Origin of the sequence: Caballeronia udeis (genome assembly GCF_001544555.2) — a bacterium.
Taxonomy (GTDB): Bacteria; Pseudomonadota; Gammaproteobacteria; order Burkholderiales; family Burkholderiaceae; genus Caballeronia; species Caballeronia udeis.
Genome location: NZ_FCOK02000230.1, coordinates 1 through 756, shown reverse-complemented (window position 1 = coordinate 756; position 756 = coordinate 1). Strand labels below are relative to the sequence as shown.

The 756-nt window shown below is 58.1% G+C and carries 1 protein-coding gene; it reads left to right on the top strand.

Annotated elements, in window-relative coordinates:
• Positions 1-629: hypothetical protein (locus tag AWB69_RS49115; protein WP_197500502.1), on the top strand; the 629-nt coding region annotated here is incomplete at its 5' end.
• Positions 630-756 lie beyond the last annotated feature (127 nt).

Here is a 756-nt window from a genome sequence, read left to right as displayed (position 1 = left end):
TCACGCTGTCGCTTAACAGTCTGGGCGCTGCTACCGGCACGTCGGTGTTCACCGATAGCATCACGCTGGGCAACGGCACCAACGTTGTGAGCGACGTAGGTAGCTTGACGTCTACTGTCGCCAACAGCGCCGTGAACATCACGACAGGCACGGGCGCGAACACCATCACGCTCGGCGCTTTCGCAACGAACAATGTCACGTTCGGTGCGCACAGCGCGTCTGTCTCGGACACGGTGAACGTGGCTGGAGCGGGAGTTGGTGTCACCGCTATCGCTCCGACCGCCAACGTTACCGGCTTTAACGATAACGGTGCGGACAAGATTGTGTTCGCAGGCGACGCCTTGGCGGCGGGTAACCTTACCGCGTTCACGGCTGCACAAATCACGACTGCGCTTAACGGTACGTCCGCGACGCTCGCCAATGTAGTCAACGCGTTGTTTACTACTGGCGCCGTCGCCCAGCACACAGTGGGTGAGTTCGTGTATCAAGGCAATACGTACGTGGTTGAGCATGCTGGTGCTACTAACGCGGCCTTTGCCGCCGGTGACACGTTGGTCCAGTTGATGGGCCAACACACGCTGACGGGCGCATCCACCGTAGCTGCTGGTGCCTTGACGCTGCACGGCTAAGCATCGGACATCACTTGAGAAAAAGAAGCTGGGGGCAGTACTTAGTGCCCCCAGCTTTGACTTCTAAAGTAAGTGTCTTCGAGCTCCAATCTTCGAAAGGAGATTGGGGCTTTTTACCTGAGTGAGC